13 protein-coding genes are annotated in these 21,317 nt (G+C 68.3%); 10 read left to right on the top strand and 3 right to left on the bottom strand.

Annotated features, from left to right (window positions below; all coding sequences use genetic code 11):
• The first annotated feature begins 16 nt into the window (after nucleotides 1–16).
• The 10 genes from KY501_RS48795 to KY501_RS48750 all read left to right on the top strand — a co-directional run bounded on the left by KY501_RS48795 (nucleotide 17) and on the right by KY501_RS48750 (nucleotide 12,091).
• The gene (locus tag KY501_RS48795; protein ID WP_224372277.1) at nucleotides 17–2,734 is read left to right on the top strand and encodes a type VI secretion system Vgr family protein; all 2,718 of its coding nucleotides are present in this window, start codon (nucleotides 17–19) and stop codon (nucleotides 2,732–2,734) included.
• 11 nt (nucleotides 2,735–2,745) lie between these two features.
• Complete coding sequence (locus KY501_RS48790; protein ID WP_224372276.1) at nucleotides 2,746–4,047, top strand: hypothetical protein; 1,302 nt, start codon at nucleotides 2,746–2,748, stop codon at nucleotides 4,045–4,047.
• A gap of 26 nt (nucleotides 4,048–4,073) precedes the next feature.
• Nucleotides 4,074–5,021 (top strand): hypothetical protein, encoded by a 948-nt coding sequence (locus KY501_RS48785; protein WP_224372275.1) that lies wholly within the window; start codon nucleotides 4,074–4,076, stop codon nucleotides 5,019–5,021.
• 9 nt (nucleotides 5,022–5,030) lie between these two features.
• A complete protein-coding gene (locus tag KY501_RS48780; protein WP_224372274.1) occupies nucleotides 5,031–5,978 on the top strand; it encodes a hypothetical protein in 948 nt (315 codons plus the stop codon).
• A gap of 78 nt (nucleotides 5,979–6,056) precedes the next feature.
• Nucleotides 6,057–6,527, top strand: coding sequence for a hypothetical protein (locus tag KY501_RS48775; protein WP_224372273.1), 471 nt, complete (start codon nucleotides 6,057–6,059; stop codon nucleotides 6,525–6,527).
• Nucleotides 6,528–6,538: 11 nt separating this feature from the next.
• Nucleotides 6,539–6,946: a PAAR-like domain-containing protein gene (locus KY501_RS48770; RefSeq protein ID WP_224372272.1), complete on the top strand. Its 408-nt coding sequence runs from the start codon at nucleotides 6,539–6,541 to the stop codon at nucleotides 6,944–6,946.
• A gap of 21 nt (nucleotides 6,947–6,967) precedes the next feature.
• Nucleotides 6,968–7,897: a type VI immunity family protein gene (locus KY501_RS48765; protein WP_224372271.1), complete on the top strand. Its 930-nt coding sequence runs from the start codon at nucleotides 6,968–6,970 to the stop codon at nucleotides 7,895–7,897.
• Nucleotides 7,898–7,914: 17 nt separating this feature from the next.
• Nucleotides 7,915–9,960 carry a HEAT repeat domain-containing protein gene (locus KY501_RS48760; RefSeq protein ID WP_224372270.1) on the top strand — a complete coding sequence of 682 codons (2,046 nt, stop codon included), beginning with the start codon at nucleotides 7,915–7,917 and terminating at the stop codon, nucleotides 9,958–9,960.
• On the top strand, nucleotides 9,960–10,976 hold the full coding sequence (locus KY501_RS48755; RefSeq protein WP_224372269.1) for a DUF2169 family type VI secretion system accessory protein: 1,017 nt from the start codon (nucleotides 9,960–9,962) through the stop codon (nucleotides 10,974–10,976). Before KY501_RS48760 ends, KY501_RS48755 begins: the two co-directional genes overlap by 1 nt.
• Nucleotides 10,976–12,091 (top strand): beta-ketoacyl synthase N-terminal-like domain-containing protein, encoded by a 1,116-nt coding sequence (locus KY501_RS48750; RefSeq protein ID WP_224372268.1) that lies wholly within the window; start codon nucleotides 10,976–10,978, stop codon nucleotides 12,089–12,091. The genes KY501_RS48755 and KY501_RS48750 overlap by 1 nt, the downstream gene beginning before the upstream one ends.
• Before the next feature lie 13 nt (nucleotides 12,092–12,104).
• On the opposite strand, the gene gpmI is transcribed toward KY501_RS48750, so the two are convergent.
• The 3 genes from gpmI to KY501_RS48735 form a co-directional block, all read right to left on the bottom strand.
• Nucleotides 12,105–13,646, bottom strand: a complete 1,542-nt coding sequence (gene gpmI / locus KY501_RS48745) for a 2,3-bisphosphoglycerate-independent phosphoglycerate mutase (RefSeq protein WP_224372267.1) — start codon at nucleotides 13,644–13,646, stop codon at nucleotides 12,105–12,107.
• Between the two features lie 127 nt (nucleotides 13,647–13,773).
• Nucleotides 13,774–14,403: a DUF4388 domain-containing protein gene (locus KY501_RS48740; protein WP_224372266.1), complete on the bottom strand. Its 630-nt coding sequence runs from the start codon at nucleotides 14,401–14,403 to the stop codon at nucleotides 13,774–13,776.
• 173 nt (nucleotides 14,404–14,576) lie between these two features.
• Nucleotides 14,577–20,924 (bottom strand): immunoglobulin-like domain-containing protein, encoded by a 6,348-nt coding sequence (locus tag KY501_RS48735; RefSeq protein ID WP_224372265.1) that lies wholly within the window; start codon nucleotides 20,922–20,924, stop codon nucleotides 14,577–14,579.
• Nucleotides 20,925–21,317: the final 393 nt, after the last annotated feature.

Genomic DNA, 21,317 nt, shown 5'->3' with positions numbered 1-21,317 from the left:
CGAGAGAGGAGCGAACGTGAGCGACAAGAACTTCCTGAGCTCCAGCTTTCTCCTCGACGGGCATGAGGGGCCCCTCGCCGTGCATGCGGTGCGCGGGCGCGAGGAGGTGTCTCGGCCCTACCGGTTCGAGGTGGACTTCTCCGGGCAGGACGTGGACGTGGATTCCGCGCCGGGAGCCCGGGTGCTCCTGAGGCTGGAGTCTCCTCAGGTGGGCGAGCGCTTCGTGGGCGGCGTCGTCGAGGAACTGGAAGTGGCGGCCATGGCACAGCGGGTGGTGGACTCCCACGCTCGTTACCGGGCCTTCATCGTCCCCGAGCCGTACCTCGTCCTGTCGAACCGCCACGGCTTTCGCATCTTCCAGCAGAAGACCACGCGGCAGATCGTCGAGCAGGTCTGCCAGGATGCGGGGCTGGACAAGGAACTCTTCGACTGGCGAGGGGTGACGGGCTCCTATCCCAAGCGCGACTACTGCGTGCAGTACGATGAGACGGAGTGGGACTTCGTCTGCCGGCTGCTGGAAGACGAGGGCATCTGCTTCGCCTTCAGCCACATGGCGGACGGCGCGCGCATGCTCTTCGAGGACGACAGCAGCAGCGTGGATCTGCTGTCGACGGAGGAGCTGGAGTTTACCTTCGCTCCTCGGTCCGATGCGCCGGTGCCCCAGGTATGGGACTTCCATGTCGAGACGCGGCTTCGTCCCTCCAAGGCCACGGTCAACGACTATGACATGACGCGGCCGAGCACCTCGTTGCTCGCGAGCGCCGAGGCTCGGGAGGCGGTGAGCCGCGAGTGGTACGAGTACCCCGGCGGGTTCCGAGCCAATGCGGAAGGCAAGCGCAGGGCCCAGGTGCGGCTGGAGGAGCAGCGCTCCTCGAGGGTGGTGGCGCGTGGCCGCACGGATGCGCTGTTCATGGAGCCAGGGCGGCGCTTCCAACTGGTGGAGCACCCGGCCGCCAGCGCTGAGTATTTCGTCACGGCGGTCAGCTTCTACCTCCGATTCGATGAGGAGACCGCCGCCGATCGGCCCCTGGTGGACGCCGGCCCCTGGCTCTTCCAGATGGACTTCGAGGCCGTTCCCTCCGAACAGCTCTTCCGGCCCGCGCGGCTCACTCCGCGGCCGAGGGTGGTGGGGCCTCAGACGGCTCGCGTCACCGGACCGTCGGGCGAGGAGATCCACTGTGACGCCCACGGCCGGGTGAAGCTGCAGTTCCCCTGGGATCGCGAGGGGCAGTACGACGAGCGCACTTCGTGCTGGGTGCGCGTGACGCAGGCCCACACCACGGGCGCGCTGATGATCCCCCGGGTGGGCTGGGAGGTGCTGGTCGAGTTCGAGGATGGAGACCCGGACCGGCCGGTGTGCCTGGGCAAGGTGTGGAACGCCTTCTTCCCGCCGCCTGTCGAGCTTCCCGGGGGCAAGACCCAGACGGGGCACAGCTCCATCTCCTCACCGGGAGGAGGCGGCGTGAACGAGGTCATCTTCGATGACACGGCGGGCGCCGAGAGCGTCACCATCCAGGGCCAGTACGACATCTCCGTGAAGGCGGCGAACAACAAGCTGCTGAACGTGGGCCACGACCTGTCTCACGTGGTGAATGGCAAGCGCGAAGGGAGCGTGGGCGGCAACGAGCAGGTGGCCGTCAGCTCCAACCAGGACGTCAATGTCGGGGGCGCGAACGACACCAGCGTGGGCGCCATGCGGGACGTGAAGGTGACGGGCAGCGCCACGGAGGAGGTGGCCGGAGGCTTCACCCTCCAGGTGGGGGGCATGGAGATGATCCAGGTGGGCAGCCCCGTGCAGGCCGTGCTGGACACCATCAAGGAGGCGGCGGTGCAGGCGGCGGAGGGAATGGCGGCCCAGGCGCTCGGTGCGGCGCAGCAGGCATTGCTGGGCCCCATCCTCCCGGTGCTGGCAGGGGCACGCGCCGCGCTCGGTGAAGCGGCGCAGTTCGCGGGTCCCGCGGCGGCCTTGCTCAAGGGAGGAGACCCGAAGATCGCCGCGCTCGCGGAGGCGGCGGGCACCCTGTCGAACGTGGAGGGCGCTCGCGAGGCGGGCCAGATCGCGGCTGGGGTGGCCAGGCTCGCCGCCGGCAGCGGCATGGCGTCCCCCGCTGGGGGTGGGAGCGGTGGGGGCGGTGGCGCCTCGGGCAGTTGGGACGACGGGGGCTCGGCGGACGCTGGCGGCGGAGGCGGTGGTGGCGGCGGGGATGCGGCTCCCGAGGGACCTGCCGGAGCCACGGCGGGAGGCAGCGGCATCTGGCACACCGTGGTGAACGGCTCGGTGAAGGAGTCGGTGGGTGGACTGGCCGCCATCAACTCGCTGAAGGGCATCTCCTTCGCGGTAGGCGGCACGGCCACGGAGACGGTGGGGGCCGCGCGCGTGGAGCTCATCGGCGGCGGCAAGGCCGAGACCACCGGGGGCTCCAAGCTGGAGACGGTGGGCGTCTACATGGTGAATGCCAAGGAGTCGCTCGCCATCGACGCCAAGGCGGCGGTGGCGGTCAACATCGCCGGGACGCAGAAGCAGCGCATCTCCGGCGGCCACAGCATCAGCGCGGACGGTCCGGTGCTGGTGAGCGCGTCGCAGCTCAAGCTGAAGGGCAAGGGCACCATCACGCTCACCTGTGGAAGCACCAAGGTCGTGGTGAAGTCGGGCGGCATCTTCGTGGAGGGAGGCGCCGCGCTGACCATCGAGGGCAGTTCGATCGAGTTGGACGAGAACGCATTGGGGACATAGGCAGGTAGGAAGTGACGACGGTCGCACAGACTCCGGGAACCTGGCTCAAGGGAGGCGCGGGCGCGCTGTGGTCCGCCGCGTGCAAAGCCGCGCTCATCGCCTGTGGCATCAACCCGGACAACTTCGGCTCGTACAGCATGCGCGCCAACGCGCAGGGCCAGGAGCGCAAGAAGTACCGGGAACAGCGCATCAAGGAGTCCCAACAGGAGGGAGACAAGAAGCGGCCGCACGAGCCGAACTGCCCCGCCGGCGGCGACCCGAGCAGCCTGTGCATGTGCATCGAGAGCGATGCGGCCTACAAGGAACTGGGGGTGGAGAAGTGGATGCTGGCCAACTCCCAGTCCGGGCACATCTCCCAGAATGCCTTCTACCAGCAGCACCGCAATGACGCGTGCTCGAACATTCCTCCGACGGACGGCAACTCGGGCACCTACGGCTACCAGGACAGCAAGGCCTTCTGCATGGATCACCTGGGGCGCGCCAACAACCCGGGGACCATTCACTACGAGATCACCAACCGCGAGTCCCAGTTCGCCCAGCACCTGGCGAAGCAGGGCATCACCGTTGTCCCCGAGCCCACGATCCAGGAGGGCGTGAAGGGCACCGCGGCCGTGGCCGCCGGAGGTGCCATGAGCCGCCAGAAGGGCAACGATCCCAATGCGCCCTTCGACAAGGACCTGGGCAAGCTCACCCCTGAGCGTCAGCACGAGGGGCAGCGCTCGGATCAAGCCAAGGATGAGCACGCCGCCAAGTTGAAGAGCCAGGATAATGCGTCGTCGGCCGCAGGGGCCTCCGGGTCGGCGGATGCTGGCACTCCGAATGCGCCATCGACGAAGAGCCCCAGCCCGGAGGATGTGCAGAAGGCCATCGAGTGCATCTCGGATGCGTGGAAGCAGTCACTGGACGAGATGCGCAACGACGTGATCAACAAGCACTCCGTCGCGGGACAATCGGACGAGTGCAAGAAGCAACTCAAGGAGTACAACAAGACCCGGCCGCCAGGGACGCCGAAGGCGAAGGGCTATACGGACCTGCCCAAGGATCGGCGCGAGAAGGTCGACGAGGCGGTCAAGCAGAAGGTCACCGACCGACAGAAAGAACTCGAGGGGATAGGGGCGCACGACAAGCTTCAGAAACAGAAGGATCCCGGTCGCCCCACGGAGAAGGACTGCCTTGAGTACCAGTCCAACTGGCTCTACAACCAGCACAAGACGAAGGATGGAACGTATCCGCCCATGCAGGGACGCGTGCCTGATAGCAACGTAGGCGACGACACGAGCCTCGACAACAACGGTGGCAACGGCGAGTTCTGACCCCCAGCATCAACGATATCGAGAACATGGAAATCGAAACCGCCAACTACAGTGCGAGTGGTCCGTCGTTCGACGCTTGTTACTACCTCTGTCAGCGCTACGACGCGGAGCGCGGCTACAAGCCCTTCGAGTCTGAGTGCTGGGTCGTCACTCATCAACCCGCCGCAGGCGACACGACCGACATGGGCGCGCGGCTGGGATCGACAGGCTGGCTGACCCGCCTGTGGCGCTCGCCCTCTGGGGCCGCGTTCGTCAGCAGTTCCACGGACGCACTGGTGTTCTTCCATCCCGATCTGGATGGGAACCGAAGCGCTCCTTTCACGAAGATGAAGCTGGGTGTACCCCTCAATGGCGTGTGGGGGTTGCGTGACGAGTACGTGTTGGCGTGGGGGACGACGTACGAAGGCACGCACCACCTCTACCGATATGACGGCAAGAACTGGAACGAGATGAGCGCGCCGGACTTCGAGGTGCGAGCCATTCACGGGCTGGCCGAGGATCTGTTGTACGCGGTGGGCGTGGGAGGAGGGGTGGCCCGCTGGGATGGACAGGCATGGAAGCGCTTCCCGGTCCCAACGAACGAGGTCCTCAACAGTGTCTTCGTGGCAGGGCCAGACGAGATCTATGCCACCGGCGGGTCTGGCTCGTTGCTGGAGGGCAGTGCGCACGGCTGGGGGAAGATCGGAGAGGCACCCGGGCCTGGGCCCAAGCCGCTGCTGGGTGTAGCGAAGTGGAACAAGGAACTCTGGGTCGCGGCGGGGCAGGCGGGCCTGTTCAAGCGTGTAGGCACCGGGAATCAACTCGAGTGCATCAAGCCGAATCTCTGGGCAACAGGCCTCGAAGTGGGCCAGCAACTCCTCATCTGTTGCAAGGATGTGATCGTCAGCACTGCGGACGGCCAGCGCTTCCGGGGCTCGGGTAAGAACTACGTGCTGCAGAAGCGGAAGGGCAAGGCGCTGGGCGATGTCGGATGAGGTCGTGCCATGGAAATCGAAATCGCTAACTACAGTGCGAGCGGGCTGGCGTGCAGCAATTGCTACTATCTTTGCCAGCGCTACGATGCGGAGCGCGGCTACAAGCCCTTCGAGTCCGAGTGCTGGGTCGTTACCCATCAACTCGGTGGCGGAGATCAGACGACCATAGGGGCACGCCTGGGATCGACAGGCTGGCTGACCCGCCTGTGGCGCTCGCCCTCTGGGGCTGCGTTCGTCAGCAGTTCCACGGACGCTCAAGTGCACTTTCATCACGATCTGGTGGGGGACCGGAACGCTCCGTTCACCAAGGTGAAGCTGGGGATACCCCTCAATGGCGTCTGGGGGTTGCGTGACGGGTATGTTTTGGCGTGGGGGACGACGTACGAAGGCACGCATCACCTCTACCGGTACGACGGCAAGAACTGGAACGAGATGAGCGCGCCGGATTTCGAGGTGCGAGCCATTCACGGGCTGGAGGAGGATCTGTTGTACGCGGTGGGTGCGGGGGGAGGGGTGGCCCGCTGGGATGGACAGGCGTGGAAGCGCTTCCCAGTTCCAACTGACGAGGTCCTCAACAGCGTCTTCGTGGCAGGGCCTGACGAGATTTATGCCACCGGCGGTGCTGGCTCGCTGCTGGAGGGCAGTGCGCACGGGTGGGGAAAGATCGGGCAAGCTCCTGGGCCTGCTCCCAAGCCGCTGCTGGGTGTGGCGAAGTGGAACAAGGAACTCTGGGTCGCGGCCGGGCAGGCAGGGCTGTTCAAGCGTGTGGGCACCGGGAGTCAACTCGAGTGCATCAAGCCGAATCTCTGGGCGACGGGCCTCGAAGCGGGCCAGCAACTCCTCATCTGTTGCAGGGATGTCATTGCCAGCACCGCGGACGGCCAACGCTTCCGAGGCGTGGGCAAGGATTTCGTGTTGACGGACCGGAAGAGCAAGTCGTTGGGCGATATCAGCTGAGCCCGCGAGCAACGGCATGGCTGGAGCACCAGGAGGTTCCACTTTGAATTCCGTTTTCCCCCACCCAAGGAAGAGCCCATGAAGCCAGCCCTGCGTCACGCCCGCCGTCCCGCCGCCGCGAGGAAGAAGGCGTCTGCCCCTCTGCCCGCGGGCGCGGTGCTGCTCGCCACCGTGGTGGCCGAAGAGTCCGGCGGCTGGCGGGTCCGCATCGGGACTCAGGAGCAGGTGCTCCCGCTGGACGCTTCCGTGGATCCCGCGCTGATGCGTCAGGCGCTCGAGGAGGGCGCGCGGGTGCTCGTCGAGAATTCCGGGACGCCCTCGGTGGTGGGGGTGGTGCAGACGTCACGCAGCCTGCGTGTGGATCGCCAGGGAGTGGTGGACGCGGTGGTGGAGCGCTTCTCCCTGCACGCGCGCCTGGGCGCCACGCTTCAGACGTCCTCGGCCTTCATGCGGGTGAAGGGCTCGGAGGTCGAACTCTATGGCACCCGCGTGCTCACCCGCGCTCGCGAGGTCGCGAAGATGCTCGCGCGCATGATCAGCCTCAACTAGCGGAGCCCACCATGAGCCTGACGACGACCAAGATGGAGGCTGCCACCTGCAAGCAGCCGCTCAAGTTCGTGCCCCTGGCGCCCAACGTGTGCCTCATCCCCGCGCCGCCGCCGCCCGCCGGCCCCCAGGGCATCCCCACTCCGTTCCCCATCACCACGGACACGAGCAAGATCGACAAGAAGCCCGTGCCCAAGGTGAAGCACAAGGGCGGTGAGGTGCCCAACACGGACTCCGTCTTCAGCGGCATCCAGGGGAACGTCGGGGGAGTGGGGCAGTTGCCTCCCTCCAAGCCGACGAAGGACATCCTCACGGGCGTGAACCTGAAGAACGCATCGGCCATCGTGGGGTGTCCCAACTGCCAGGTTGGCGGCAAGAGCTTCATCATGACGGGCAGCCCCGGGCTCGGGAACCACACCTGACCTCCCGGTCGGGGCCCTCTTATGTCCGAGCCCTTCATCGACACGATGATCGACGCGCGAGAGGATGCGCCTGTCATCCGCGTCGCGCTCGGACTCACCGCGTATCTGGCCGAGCCGGAATTCTGGGCTCGCGAGGGCGCCCAGCGCGCCCTGGATCTGATGCTCCAGGCCTCCGTAGGGGGACAGCTTCGGTACTACACCACGTCCGTCATGACGCAGTGGCAGGCGGCCGGGCCGAAGACGCTCCAGGGGCTGCGCCAGGGGCTTAGCTCGCGCATCCTCGTTCAGGAGCGCCCGCGCCACTTCATGTTCTTCCGGCTCGCGGACGTACCCAACTGTCCCTCGGTGGGCTTCTCCTATACGGAGATCGATCCGCGGCGGGACGCGCGCTCGGCGGTGCTGGAGCTGACGTTGCCCCAGGCGCATCCGCCGGAGGAGTTGCTGGCGCTGGCCATCGCGCTGGGCAAGCTGGGGCCGCTGCACTCGCTGGTGGGCGGCTATGTGGCGCGCTGGAACGTGCTCCACCAGAAGACGGCCTTCAACCAATTCTACCTATGGGCCCAGCGCTACCTGGGCCTGGACATCCAGGACGCCGAGGAGCTGGCGGCGTACACCCCTTCCGCGCTGCCCGGGAGCAACTGGCTGACGCTGGTGAGTGCCCGAGTCGCCGGGGAGCGGGAGTTCGAGCTCGCCGCGCTTCAGCGCGTTCGCTGGCAGGAATCCGTGACGGTGGCCCCCGTGGGCGAGGGCCTGTTGTTGCGCGCGGGGGAGCGGCCCACGCTGGGGGATCTCAACCGCCTCTCCTACCCTCAGGCCTATGCGGAGGTCGCGCGCCAGCTCGAGCCTCTCTTCGTGGAGGAGCCTCCCGAGTTCTGGGGGCAGTTCACCAACACCGCTCGCACGGGCGCCTGGCTGCGGCGCCTGGTAGGCGCCCGGCACTGGTCGGCGTGAGGCTTGGGGGAAAGCGCATGGCGGATCCACGACACAGCGGAGCGCGCGTCCCCGGAAAGCGTGGGGGTACCGCGGCTGGCAAGGACTCCGGCCAGGGCGAGGGTCCTCCCAGCCTGGATCTGCCGGCGCGCCGCGTGCTGCTCGATGAGGCGCTCGTGCAGCTGCGCGCGGTGAAGGATCCAAAAGTTCCTCTGGGGGCCGTGAAGCGCCACGTGGAGGCCGCGCTCCGGGCGCTCTACGGCGCGCTCGTCTCGTCCGCGGACGAGGCCCGCTACCGTCCGTACACCACCCAGGCGCTTGCGCGGGCTCGTGCGGGGCTCGACTCGCTGAACGCCGCGGGCAGCCAGGATGCCGCCGTGGCTCGGAGCGTCGCCGCCCTGAGCGAGGCCACGCGAGGCTGGGAGCAGGCTGCCCGCCGCACCTTGCTCCATCCGCTGGAGCTGCCCCGGCCGCCTGATGGAGCCCGGCCGAGGCGGCTCACGGACACGCCCGCGCTCCTCACGCTCCCCCGAGGGCCCGTGCCTCCCGCAGTCGTGTTGCCACTGGAGGAACAGCCGGAGGTGGAGGCCCTGGAGTCTGTCTCCGAGCCTCCGATGCCACTGCCTGCGATGTCGCTGGACGCGTTGCTGGCTCAGGCCGCCGCTGCGGGGGCTGCGTTGGAGGCACCCCCGCGGAAGGAGCCTGCCCCGCCTCCTGCTCACAAGTCGGAGCGGGCCCCCGTGACTCCGGAGGAGATCGAGCAGGAGCAGTTTGGCGCGAGGCTCTCGCGAGAAGAGGTGGAGCTTCTGCGGGCGAAGGCCTTCTTCGAGGAGCTGGCGATGATGAGCGTGATGCGCCAGCCCGACGCGGGTGAGCTCTGGAGCAACCTGCGCCCCGTCGAGGAGCGGCTGCTGGCGCGGGTGGAGGGCATCCTGGCCTGTGGTGAGTGGGTGCTCTCGGAGTTGGTGGCGCTGCTCTGTGAGCGCCCGGTTCCGGACCCCGAGATGACGTGGGCCGCGCTCTTCATTCATGGGAGCCTCGCCGGTGAGGACACGCTCCACCAGATGGAGCGGCTGCTGAGAACGGCCGGGTTGGAGGAGCCCGTCGTCTTCGATGCCGCCTGTGACGCGCTGGCCTTCGTGCCGCACCCGGGGCTCCAGGCGATGATGCGCAAGTGGCTCACGGACAAGGAACTGCTCCACCGCCGGTTGGCGGTACGGGTGCTGGGACGCCGCGGGCTGCTCGATGCGGCGCAGGCGCTCGTGCTCGCGAGGGGGGAGGAGCCGGAGTTGGCGCTGGAGGGGGCCCGTGCGCTGCCGATGGCGCCAGGGGAGCTGGATCTGCGCGAGACCGCGCAGTTGCTGGGGCACAAGCAGGAGGAGATGGTCTCCTGTGCCATCGAGGCACTCTGGCTGCGCCACTCGCCGCTGGGCCTGCGGCACGCCCAGGCGCTGGTGGCCGAGGGACGCGGGGCGTTCGCGAGTGCCGCTCTGTGGCTGGCCGCCGGGGGAGGGCCCGAGGCGCAGCCTGTCTTCGAGGCGGCACTGGCGCGGGGCGCGTCTCCCGTGCTGCTGGAGGCGCTGGGCTGGTATGGCAATCTTCAGTTCATGGAGCCGCTGCTGGCGCTGCTCGAGAAGGGGAAGGTGGCGGCGGTAGGAGCCCTGCAGCGGCTCACCGGGGCCTCTCTCACGGATGAGGAGCCGGAGCCCGAGTACGTGAAAGGAGAGGAGCCCTTCGTGCGCGGCTTCTCGCCACCCTCGGAGGAGCTGGAGCTATCGATGGACGCGGCGGTGTGGTCGGCGTGGTGGAAACAGCACCGCGGCCGGGCCTCCGTGAAGAAGCGCTATCGCTGGGGCCACCTCTGGTCCGCTCAGGACAACCTGTGGGAGATGGAGCTTGCTCGTGCCTCGATGCCCGAGCGCAGGCGAGCCTTCCACGAGCTGGTGGCGAGAGCGGGCGCTGCCCACCCCTTCGAGCCCCGAGACTTTGTCGCCCGGCAACAGGCCGCGCTTGCCCGGTGGCGCGAGGCGCCCGAGCCCCGGCGCATCACCAGTGGTACCTGGCCCCCTTCCTTCTCACGCTGATGAACCTCCCCGAACTCAATACGCGCACTCGCGCTACCGTTGAGCTCCTCCCGCAGTTCGGGCTGGACGGGGCGCCGTGTCTCGTCGTCGTCATCAAGCAGCAGTTCGTCGTCCACCACATGCGGGTGCTGGAGCGCCAGAACGGTGCTCAGGTGCGGCTGGTGGACGAACTCTGGGAGCCCGATGCTCCGGAGAGCACCATCCGGTACCCGGCGGATGGGTGTCTCGGCAAGCCGAGCACGGACGTGGTGGTGGTCGGCAACGCCATGGCCCCGCATTCCAAGTCCGTGACGGAGCTGGACGTGCACGTGCAGGTGGGCCCGGTGCGCAAGCAGCTCAAGGTGTTCGGCCTGCGCGTCTGGTTCCGGGGAGCGCTCGGGATGGCCCTCACGGCGCCCCGGCCCTTCCAGTCGGTGCCGCTGCGCTGGGAGTACGCGTACGGAGGGATGGATACCAGCAATCCGAAGAAACTGGCTCGCGAGCCGCGCAACCCGGTGGGCCGTGGCGTCGTGGCGGACACCGATACGCTCCTGCACAAGCCGGGGCCGCAGATTGAGGATCCTTCGGAGCTCATCAGCAGCGCGCGGACGCGGCCGGCGCCCACGGGGGTGGGGGCGCTCGGTCCCCAGTTCGAGCCTCGGGCCCGCTACGCGGGGACGTATGACGACCGGTGGCAGAAGGAGCGCATGCCGCTGCCGCCGCTGGATTTCGACAAGCGCTTCTTCCAGGTGGCCGCCCCCGGGCTCGTCAGCCCCTCCTATCTGCGCGGGGGCGAGAGCGTGGTGTTGGTGGGGTTGTGCGAGGGCGGACCGCTGGAGTTCGAGCTGCCGAAGCTCGCCTTCTTCGTGGGCAGCCGGACGGTGAAGGGAGACCAGGAGTATCGGCCCGTGCTGGACACCGTGCTGTTCGAGCCCAACGAGCGCCGGATCGAGATGACGTGGCGCTCGTGCATCCCTGTGCCCCGGCGTGCTCACGACCTGAAGGCTGTCACCGTGTACGAGAAGGAGTTCCGTTGATGGCAGGGCCAGCGCAGTGGCGCGAGCAGGGGAACGCGGTCGCCATCGTGGGGACGGGAGCCTTCAACGGGCTGGCCTTCAACGCCGCGCAGAGCTGGGCCTTCTGGCGGGCCGAGGCCACCGGGGTGGTCGAGTCTCCCTTCCGCTGCGCCAATGGCTTTCGGGCCACCATGGTGTTGGCTCGCACGCTGTCTCCACGGGCTGTCGGAGTGGAGCGGATGGAGGCGCTCGCACTGGGAGCGCTCGAGGAGCTGGTGCCGGCGCTGGGAGCCGGAGGGGGCGGCGGGCCGCGTGCACTGTGGCTGGGGCTGCCGGAGCGGTATGGCGAGGGGGCGGGACGCGAGCACGTCGCGGAGCGGCGGCGGCTGGAGCAGAGCGTCCAGGCCTGGTGCAACCGGCACGCGGGGAAGATGCCCGTCAACCTGGTTCCTCGCGGGCATGCCTCGCTGGCATGGGCGCTGGAGGCCTTCTCGGAGGTGGCCTCGGGGCGGCTCGAGGCGGCCATCGTCGGAGGTGTCGACACCTACTATGCGCCCGAGGTGGTGGACGAGCTGCTGACCCAGGAGCGGCTGTTCGATGGGGACAACCTGGACAGCTTCATCCCGGGAGAGGGGGCGGCCTTCCTCGTGCTCATGCGGCCTCGCGTGGCCCAGCGCCAGGGGCTGCCCGTTCTGGCCCGCGTGGAGGCCGTGGCGACGGGGTTCGAGCCAGGAGCGATGTTCTCCGAGCAGAGCTGCACGGGAAACGGGCTGGCGCAGGCGGTTCGGGGAGCGGTGCAGGGGCTGCCCGCGTCGGGACGGCGGCTGGAGTGGTTGTTGGGCGATCTCACCAACGAGAACTACCGCGCCCAGGAATTTCAACTGGCCTTGCCGCGTGGAGTTGCTCCGGGAGGGCTCGACTCCGCGGGGAAGGATTACCAGCCCATCGCCGCGGATGAGGTGCAGGCGGACTTCCTACCGCTGCGGTTTGGGGACCTCGGCGCTGCCACCCTGCCCACGGCCGCCATCATTGCCGCGCACACATATATGAGAGACCCGCCCGTGACTCGGACGTGTCTGCTCATGGGAAGCTCCGTGGGACCGCATCGAGGAGCCATGTTGATGGCTCCCGTGTGACTGGCCTCTCGTCTCAGAGCAGGCCCTGGCGGTTCATCTCCTTGGGCTGCGGCAGGCCCATCACCTTGCACAGCGTGGGTGCGATGTCCGCCAGCACGCCCGGCCGCAGCTTCTGCCCGCGGAACGCCGGGTGGATCAAATAGAAGGGCACCGGGTTGAGCGTGTGCGCCGTGTGCGGCTCGCCCGTCACCGGGTCCTTCATCTGCTCGCAGTTGCCGTGGTCCGCCGAGATGGCCAGCACCCAGCCGTTGCGCTGGCACGCCGCGCCCAACTGCCCCAGGCACTCGTCCACCACCTTTACCGCCTGGATGGCCGCGTCCAGCCTGCCGCTGTGCCCCACCATGTCCGGGTTCGCGAAGTTCACCAGCGCGAAGTCGTACTTCCCCGAATCGAGCCGCTTCACCAGCTCCGCCGTCACCTCGCGAGCCGACATCTCCGGCTTCAAGTCGTACGTCTTCACGTCTCGCGGCGACGGCACCAGGTGCCGCTCCTCTCCCGGGAACACCACCTCGCGGCCCCCGTTGAAGAAGAATGTCACGTGCGCGTACTTCTCCGTCTCCGCCGTGCGGAACTGCTTGAGCCCCTGCTCCGCCAGGATCTGCGGGAAGATCTCCTGCGGCTGCTCCGGCCCGTACGCCACCGGCAAATCAAACGTCTCGTCGTACTGGGTCATGCACACGTACCGGCCCAGCACCAGCCCGCCGCGTTCGAACTCCTTGAAGTCCGGGTAGGCCAACGCGCGCGTCATCTCGCGGGCCCGGTCCGCGCGGAAGTTGAAGAACATCACCACGTCCCCATCCTTGATGCGCCCCACCGGCGTCCCATCTCCCTGGGAGATGATCGTGGGGTGGACGAACTCGTCGGTGATCTTCTCCGCGTACGAGGCGCGAATCGCGGACAGCGCGTCCGGCGCCTTCGGGCCCTGGCCGAACACGATGGCGTCGTAGTGCTGCTTCACACGGTCCCACCGCTTGTCGCGATCCATGCCGTAGTAGCGCCCGCCCACCGTGGCGATCTTCGCGGCCTGCGTCTCCTTCAGGAAGCGCTCCAGCTCCTCCACGTAGCCCAGGCCGCTCTGCGGCGGCGTGTCTCTCCCGTCGAGGAACGCGTGGATGTACACCTGCGGCAGGCCGCGATCCCTCGCCGCCTTCAGCAGGCAGTAGAGGTGATCCATTGACGAGTGCACGCCACCCGGAGACACGAGCCCCAGCAGGTGGAACGCCTTGCCGTCCGCCTTCGCCTTGTCCATGGCCGCGCGGATGATGGGGTTGTTGCCCAGCTCCCCGGACTCGCACGCCCGGTTGATGCGCACCAGGTCCTGGTAGACGATCCGGCCCGCACCGATGTTGGTGTGGCCCACCTCCGAGTTGCCCATCTGCCCTTCCGGCAGGCCCACGGCCAGGCCGGAGGTCTGGAGCTCCGTGAAGGGGAAGCCGTGGGAGATGCGCTCCAGATGGGGGGTGCCGGCAATGAGGATCGCGTTGTCCTCGCGTTCCTTGCGGATGCCCCAGCCATCCAGGATGCAGAGCAGAACCTTGTGCGCGGGTGTCGTCATGGGCTCAAAACTATCCACATAGGAGCCCGGAGGGAGGGAAAAATGCGAGGCCTCGGCCGTGCCGTCGCTCGGCGGACGGCGGAGCCCAGGGCGCACAGGCGGTGGGCGAGTGGGTGGAAGGGCCCCCTCAGGCCAGGATCCGCTCGTCCTTGCAGTGCGGGCGGCTCGCGGAGGGCTCCGGGAGCGGCTCCACCCGGAACCACGGGGACTCCCAGCTCATCATATGATGGGCGGCGGCCGCGCCGAACGTGTCCTCGCAGGCCACCTGGAGGATCTGACCCTGCTGGAACTGGAACGTCCCCGAGCGCAGGCCCTGCTTCATGCGCAGGACGCACGTCTCGCGCTCGTGACAGAGGATCCGCAGCAGATCGTGCAGGGCCAGGGACCGGTACTCCTCGCTCGCCTGGCTCCGCAGGCAGTCCTTCACCCGGGAGACCAGCGCGTGCGGCGTCAGGGGCCGGCTCAGGTGTCCCCGCCAGACCAGGGTCTCGAGCTTCTCCGTCTTCCGCACCCGGCTCGTCGTCAGCACGGCCACCTTGGGGCGGTAGTTGGCCAGGTAGGTCAGCAACTCCAGCCCCGCGCGATCGGGCAGGCCCGTGTGGACGATGACCAGGTCCACTTCCACATCACACAGCGTCCAGAGCGCCTCCAGGTAGCTCGAGGCCGTGAGCAAGCGGAACTCCGGGTAGGGGGCGAAGGCACAGATGGCCGTTGCGTGGACGCAGTGGTTATCGTTGACGAGAAGGATCGTTTTCATACCGGTGAGTCAGAGCAACACCGGTGCCACGCTTCACTGCCGGCCATCCTCTCGAAATCCCAGCGTTTGTGGACAGCGGGCCCCGGCTCGAGTCAAGCCAGGGCCATGACGCGCGGCGTCCTGCCACAGGTTGCGGGATTCTGCCGCGTCCCTGTCTCGCTCACTGGCGCGTTCTAGGGGCGGGGCTCCGCGGAGCGGGTCATGAAGTCGACGCGGCGGTTGATGGCGCGGCCCTCTGGCGTGGCGTTGGTCGCCACGGGACGGGTCTCTCCGTAGCCGTGCGCCTCCATGCGCTCGGGAGCCACCCCGTGCTGGGCCAGGTATGCTCGCACCGCCTCCGCCCGCCGCTGGGAGAGAGAGAGGTTGTAGTCGTCCGGGCCCCAGTCATCCGTGTGGCCCTCGATGAGCACGGAGATGACGTTCGGGTGCTCGTTGAGGACAGACACCATCTGATCCAGCAGCGGGTAGGAGCGGGGCTGGATGGTGACCTTGTTGAACTCGAAGTGGATCGTCTCCTTGAGCGCGATGCGATCCCTCTGGATGGACACCAACTGCCGCTCCTTCTCGGGGCAGCCCTCGTTGTCCGGAGGGCCGGGCTGGCACGGGCAGTTGTCCAGATCGTCCGGCAGGGTGTCTCCGTCCGTGTCCAGGGGCAGGCAGCCGTTCAACTCCGGCAGGCCGGCCACCTCGGGGCAGGCGTCCTGTTCGTCCAGCACCCCATCCTCGTCCGAGTCCTTTGGCGGGCAGCCCAGGTGGTCCGCTGGGCCCGGCTCGGTGGGGCACTGGTCCACCGCGTCCGGCAGGCCGTCGGTGTCCTGGTCCGGGCAGCCCTGGAACTGCGGCAGGCCGGGCTCCCTCGGGCACTGGTCCACCCTGTCCTCGAGGCCATCTCCGTCCGTGTCCTCCAGCGGGCAGCCCTTCTCGTCCACCTTCCCTCCCTCGATGGGGCAGGCGTCGTTGCCGTTGCTCACGCCGTCCTCGTCGTCATCCAGGTGCGGACACTGCTCCGGGGTGTGCCGACCTCCCGCGATGCACGTCGGGGGCGTGTACACGTAGGCCACGCCGAGCAACAGCCGGAAGTCCGGTGTCCCAGGCGCGGTGCCGTAGCCCAGGCCTCCCAGGGCATATGCCTCGACGGAGGCATTCACCGGCATTCGCACGCCCCCCATGGCCTCGAAGGAGGTGCCCTCGCGCCGCAGGGGCACCGCGGCGATGACGGACGTCTCCGCGCGAAGGCCCTCTCCGGTGGTGGCCAGCATGGCGCCCACGCGCAGCGCGTAGCCGATCTCGTCCTGGATCTTCGAGTCCGGCGTCAGGATGGTGCGGGGCCGCAGCAGCACGCCCGCATCCAGCGCGCCGCGCAGGAAGCCCTGGCGGCGGCCCACCATGATGCTCGGGATGGCTCGCTGCTCCCGCGCCAGCGCCTCCGCCCGGCCCAGCCTCGGGCCCGCCTGCACGCCCACGGACAGGTCCACGGGATCCTCGTGGCGCTCGGACAGCAGCCTCCAGCGCGCGCTCAACATCGGAGTGCCCAGCGCCGGGCCCTCCGCGGGCCTGGCGAGCCCCCGCGCCGTGAGGTCATCTCCGCGCTGGGAGAGCAGGAAGGGGATCTGCACGCCGATCTCCAGCTTGTCCATTAGACCGTAGGCCGCGGAGAAGTGCGCTGTGGCCCGGTAGTGGACGACGGAGCCCAGCCGCTCGCCGTTCTGCACGAACACGAGCGGATCGTTCTCGTAGTGGCCAGTGAGGGAGACGCGGTAGGCGCCGTCCGGCAACAGCTCGCCCGTGCCGAGCACCAGTGAGCCCGCGGCGCTGGGGTTGAGGCTCAGCCGCTCCATCTCGAAGGTGGGCAGCTGCCGCGTCTGCGCGGAGCTCGGGGCGCTCAGCAGCATCGCTGCGGCACCGAGCAGCCCCGGCACCGTGCGAGCACGCTCGCGGGAGAGCCGGCGCCTCCCGGTGAGCAGCGCCATCGCCAGCCCCATCATCGCCAGCATCGACGGGCCGCTGCCCGTGGAGGCACAGCCGTTGCCACCGCCCAGCACTGCGCGGTCCCAGTCGATGGGAGGAGGCAGGACCGTCCACGTGCCCTGGGCCGGGGTGGGATCCACATTGCCCAGGCTGTCCCTGGCGCGAACCAGGAGCTGGTGGGGACCCTCGGAGAGTCCTTCGAGGGAGGTGAGCTTCGAGCACGGCATGAACTCGCCGCCCTCCAAGCTGCACTCGTACGTCACATCCGGCTTGGAGGCGGCGAACTCGAACTGGGCCTCCGTGTCCTGTGTCTCGGCGGGGGGGCCCGAGAGGATCCACGTGTCCGGCAGTTTGATGAGCAGCACCGTGACGGTGGTGGTGCAGCTCGCGGTGTTCCCGGACGCATCCTTCGCCGTGTACTTCAGCTCCGTGGTGCCCAGCGGGAAGTGCGTCTGGTCGGGCTGGCTCACCTGGACCGCCAGGTCGCACGAGTCGGTGGCCATGGCCGCGCCCGGCGTGACGGTGGCCTCGTTCGCCTCGAGCACCTGCACGTTGAGGGGCTCGGGGCATGCGATGGAGGGCGCGCGCGTGTCGACCACCTGGACGGCCCGGTCCAACTCCGCCTTCTGGCCGGAGGGATCCGTGGCGAGGTAGTGGAGCGTGTAGCTGCCCGGCGTGTGGGGATCGAGCGTGCCGGAGTGCTCGATGCGAGCCGTCACGTCTCCCGCGCAGGCGTCGAGCGCCGTGGCACCCGGGTCCTTGTAGGGCTCACCGCACTCCATCGTCAGCGTGCTCGGGCCGTTGAGCGAGAGCACCGGCGCGCCGCTGTCCTTCACAGTCACGGTGCGGTGGACCGGCGTGGCTGCGTTGCCGGACGGGTCCGTGACGCCATAGCTCAGGAGGTACGTGCCCGGCGCGCCCGTATCCACCTGGCCCGAGACCTGGACGCGAGAGTTCACATCGTCCGCGCACGAGTCGGTTGCCTGGGCGCCGGGATCCTGGAAGGAGGCGCCGCATTCCAAGGACAGCTCCGACGGCCCCGCGAGCATGAGGGACGGAGGCCGCGTGTCGCGCACGTTCACCGTGCGGAAGGTCGAAGCACTGTGGCCGCTGGGGTCCTGCACCTTGTAGCTCAGCGTGTAGTGGCCCGGCACCCAGGCTTTCAGCTCGCCGGTCTGGATGATGAAGCCCGTCAGGTCGCCGGCGCACAGGTCGGTGGCCGTGGCACCGGGGTCTGGGTAGATCGTGCCGCACTCGATGTCCTGGGTGGACGGCCCCCGCAGCGAGATGGAGGGAGGCAGCGTGTCCTGGACCTGCACTCCGCGCTGAGCCGAGGCGCTGTGGCCAGAGGCGTCGGCCACGCTGTAGGTGAGCATGTAGTCGCCAGGCACCGAGGAGTCGACCGAGCCGGACTGGACGATGGCCCCCGAGAGGTCGCCCGTGCACTGGTCATGAGCGGTGGCGCCCGGGTCGGAGTAGGGCGAACCGCACTCCAGGCTCAGGAGCGCCGAGCCGAGCAGGGAGAGAGCGGGAGGCAGGGTGTCCTGGACGGTGATGGTGCGGGCAGAGGAGGAGGTGCCCTTGTTGCCCGAAGGATCGGTGGAGCTGTAGTGGATGGAGTAGGTGCCGGGCACATTGGGGTTGGCCAGGGACTCGGGCTGAGCTGGCAGCGAGCCGGCGCACACGTCATCGGCGGTGGCGCCCGGATCGACAAAGGAGGAGTCACCGCACTCGACGGCCAGGTTGAGGGGGCCGACGAGGGAGACGAGGGGAGCCAGGGTATCGCTCACAGTGACGGAGCGCTCGCCGGAGGCCTGGAGTCCTGCTCCATCGGCCACCTTATAGGTGAGCCGGTAGAGGCCGGGAGCGTGGGAGTCGACGGAGCCGGACTGGACGATGGAGGCCGTGAGGTCGCCGGAGCACTGGTCGCGAGCAGTGGCGCCCGGATCCTTATAGGGCGAGCCGCACTCCAGGCTCAGAGAAGGAGAGCCATTGAGAGAGAGGCTTGGGGGCAGCGTGTCACTGACGCGCACGGTGCGGCTGGTGGTGGAGGTGGCAGTGTTGCCCGAGGGATCCGTGGCGGCGTAGTGGATGTCATAGGTGCCCGGCACATTGGGGTTGGCGGCGGTGGTGGGCGTGGCTGGCCATTGGCCCGCGCACACGTCGTCAGCCAGGGCGCCCGGATCAGTGAACGGGTCACCACCGCACTCCAAGGAAACGGAGAGCGGACCCTTCAGCGAGATGGACGGAGGCAGTGTGTCACTCACCTTCACCTTGCGCTGGGTCGAAGCGCTGTGACCGGCGGAGTCGGCCACGCTGTAGGTGAGCGGGTAGGTGCCCAGCGTGTGGAAGTCGACGGAGCCGGACTGGACGATGGAACTCGTCAGATCCCCCGCGCACTGGTCGCGAGCAGTGGCGCCCGGGTCCGCATACGGAGTTCCGCACTCCAGGCTCGGGAGGGCCGAGCCCAGCAGTGAGATCGTCGGGGGCAGGGTATCGCGCACCGTCACCGTGCGCCCATTGGCCGAGACGGCGGTGTTGCCCGAAGGATCGGTGGCTCTGTAGTGGATGGTGTAGCTGCCAGGAACGTTCGGATCAGCCACCGTTGTGGGGACTGCTGGCAGCGCGCCGGCGCACAGGTCGGTCGCCGTGGCGCCGGGATCCATATACCCAGGCCCACCGCACTCCACCTGCGCTTCCCGCGGGCCATTGAGGGAGACGGAGGGAGCCTGCGTGTCCGTCACCGTGACGACGCGCGCCGCTTCCTTGGCGGAATGGCCGGCGGGGTCCTTCACGTTGTAGCGCAGCGTGTAGCGGCCGAGCACCTGTGCGTCCACCGTGCCACTCACGGCGAGCTCGCTCGTGAGGTTGCCAGCACACTGGTCCAGCGCCGTGGCACCCAGGTCGATGTACGGCGTGCCGCACTCCTGGCTCTGGGCGTCCGGGCCCTTGAGGAGGATGTTCGGCGCCAGGGTGTCCGTGACGGAGACGAGCCGCTGGACAGAAGGAGGGCTGTTGCCGGCCGAGTCCGTCACGGAGTACTTCAGCGAGTAGTCGGCAGGCACTCCCGCGCGGACCGCGCCCGTCCGCACCGCATCGAGGGCACCATCGCAGAGATCATTCGCGGTGGCCCAGGGATCGGCGTAGGCGCCACCCTGGGTGCACTCCATCGAGGGATGCGCCGAGCCATTGAGCACGAGCGTCGGCACGACGCGATCCAACACCGTCACCTGGCCTGAGCACGCGTCAGTGTGGCCCTGCCGATCCACGCACGTCAGGGTCACCACGGTGGCGCCGATGCCGTATGGGCCCGCGGGGGTCTGCGAGCAGGACACCAGGTCTCCGTCCGGATCATAAGAGCCGTTGTCGATGCTGGCGGCGACACCACAGGTCATCTCCGCCGCCGTGCTCACATCCCGGCAGAGCGCATGCGGAGGGTTCGACGGAGGCGGAGCCTGGGTGGTCAGCTTGCAGGACGCGCTGCACGTGCCGATCTCGCCCCTCGCGTCGCCTGTCCGGCCGTTGTTGACGCCCTCGTCGCACTCCTCTCCCTGGTTCAGGTCCACGGCTCCGTCGCCGCACCATTGGAGGTGGCACGAGTAGGAGCACGTGTCCCGGGCCTTCTGGCCCTTCACCGCCGGCATGCCATTGAGGTCATCTCCCAGGTCGCACTGCTCATCCAACGTGGGGTTGGGCAGTCCGCAGCCAGCGCTTTGCGCCTCCGCGCCTCGCACGAGGATGTAGGGCGCGCCACCGAAGGCCGTATCGACGCCCGGGTCATACAGGAAGTCCACATAGGAACGCTGGCCGGGAACCGGCGCCCCGGAGGATTTCATCGCGATGGCCGCGAACGAGAAGTTGTGGTCCGGGTACGAGGTGAACACCGAGCGCGCCGCGCACCCGTCTCCGGACAGCAGCCCGTCCCACAGGTCGCGCGAGAGCAGGTCGCCCCACATTCCGAACATGTGCGCCGAGTCGGCGCAGCCGGGCACGCCCTGCACCTTGAAGGAGCCGAAGGGCGTCAGCAACTGCACGGGCGTGCCGGCCGGGGCGTTCTGGTAGGCACAGCCCAGCGCGATGTACATGCCGGTTCGCTTCTGCACGGAGTTGAGCACGAACCGGATGCCGTTCTCGACCAGCTGCTCCGTGTTGTTGTTGCTCGGATCCGTGCCGAAGATGGCCACGTCTCCGTCCACGATGAGGCCCCAGCTGTCACGGCTGTCCACGGCGGCCTGGAACGCGGCCGCCCCGCTCTGGCACGCCGCATCTCCGATGATGAGGGCGCGGTAGGACATGAACTCCTTGGGAGTCATCCCCTTCCACTTCTCGGGCGTCACCATCTGGATCTCGGTGGTGGGGGAGGCCGCGGCCACCGCGCGCGCCTCCCGGCTGTTGAGCCCTCCCTTCACACTGCTGCTCAGGATGAGCACCTTGTTGGTGCTGTTCGCGTTCTGGAGCGGGCTGCTCTCGTGCTCCAGCGCCGGCTCGAGTTCGGCAGCTCCCTGCTCCGGGCTGCAGGAACCGGCCAGAAGGGAACCGGCCAGAAGGGACATGACCAGAAGTGAAGCTCCCCAGACGCCTCGGAGGTCCCGACGGTGATGCGCAGTGCGAGGAGTGGTATGCATGCCCCTCGTTGGAGCAACACTGATGCCGAGTCCCTGCTCGGCTTCCCCGCTGGGGACAGCCTGCATCAGAGCGAGCGGAAGGCGGTGTTCTGCATCGTCCGAGCCGTGCGCTGCGGTGTCCCGCTACACCTTCGTTTCGGGGGAGCAGGCCCTCACTGATGCCTGCGATGCGGTGGGGTACGGAGCGCTCGGGGCGCTCGACGTGGCGATCCGGGGCGGGAGGCTCGAAGCACTCGACGCTACCCTCGGGGCCATGGTGCCGCCCATGGCCTGCACGACAACACCACCACGCGCTCCAGCATGAGCGCCGCGGTGGCCAGA

It is taken from the genome of Hyalangium versicolor, from assembly GCF_020103695.1.
Classification (GTDB): domain Bacteria; phylum Myxococcota; class Myxococcia; order Myxococcales; family Myxococcaceae; genus Hyalangium; species Hyalangium versicolor.
Note: the sequence above shows the minus strand (reverse complement) of the source record. Positions and strands in the feature narration are given on the sequence as shown.